Origin of the sequence: Pengzhenrongella frigida, assembly GCF_004168625.1 — a bacterium.
Classification (GTDB): domain Bacteria; phylum Actinomycetota; class Actinomycetes; order Actinomycetales; family Cellulomonadaceae; genus Pengzhenrongella; species Pengzhenrongella frigida.
The window spans coordinates 1-1146 of sequence record NZ_SDWW01000123.1 but is presented as its reverse complement, the minus strand read 5'-3'; the positions used below and the strand labels follow the sequence as shown (position 1 = coordinate 1146).

The following is a 1146-nucleotide window of genomic DNA, read 5'->3' as shown; positions in this document are numbered from 1 at the left end:
TGTACTGTGTCGCTTAGCGTGGATATGGCACGCTCAAGATTGTCCGCTCAGGACCACAAAGACGGAGTTGCGGCAGCATCGGTGTGTTGGCGCTGCTGGGGCGCTTGGCCCTGGAGCTTCACCAGGTGGTCGTGGATGACGGTGGTCCATTTGGTCTCGTCGGCCCAGCCGTTTCGTTGCGCTGCCAGGAGCAGAAGAAATGCGTCGGCGCGGATTTTGTTCGACATTCTCTGGGCGCGTGGGGCGATGGTCGGGCGCAGGGTTGAGGCGAAGAACTCCTCGACCGCGCCGGTGGAGTTCGGCCCGAGCTCTGTTCGGGTGAGGATCTGGGCGCGCACGATCGGGTCGATCCGCCGGGTCATGCTCATCGCGCCGAGGAAGCCGCGTTTGGCGGCAGATCGGGCAGTGAGAGCCTCCCGGAATGTCTCCCAGGCCTCCTCGCTGCGCTGCGCCCGGCGCAGCAACCCGTGGAGCGGGTCGCTGGCGTCCCTGCGCACGGCCTCGGGCAAGTTGTCGCCAACGTTCTTCGCCAGGTGCCACTCGCACCGGCGGACCTCGGTGGCGCCGGTGAAGACCTGGGTGGCCGCAGCGAACGGCTGACCGCCGTCGGAGACCACGAGGGCCGGCTCCCCGGGCATCCGGCGCAGGAAGGCCCTCCAAGCGTGCTCAGTGGCCCGCGGCACGGCCTCGATCGCGGCGAGGTAGGGGCGTCCGCCGCTGTCGTACCCGAACGCTGCCAGGACGTGGAACTTGTACTTGGTCGTGACCTTGTTGCGGGTGTGGGTCAGCCGGAACTGGACGCTGTCGATGGCCACGCGCGCCGGCCAAGACGTGGGGGCGTACTCTCGCCAGATCACCGGGGCAAACGTCTCGGTCCAGTCCGCGACGAGCTGACCATGCTGGTTCGCTGGGGCGAGCGGGTGGCCCGCCCGGGTCTTGCTCGGGCGCGTGTCCAGCTCGCGGCCCGCTACCGAGCGCACCGCGGCGCTGGCGCCCCGGTAGCTGTCCCCGCGAGCTACCCGGCTCAGCGCCTGGGCAACATTCCGCGCCGTGTAGCCATACAAACGCGGAGCAGGTTGGCCCTCCCACGCCTCGAGCATCGTGGAGCACGACTCACAGCGATGTGGGCCCGTGGTTGCGCTAATG

1 protein-coding gene is annotated in these 1146 nt (G+C 68.5%); it reads right to left on the bottom strand.

From position 1 onward, the window contains the following. Positions 1-47: 47 nt before the first annotated feature. Positions 48-815: a transposase gene (locus tag EUA98_RS19610; protein ID WP_165372935.1), complete on the bottom strand. Its 768-nt coding sequence runs from the start codon at positions 813-815 to the stop codon at positions 48-50. Positions 816-1146 lie beyond the last annotated feature (331 nt).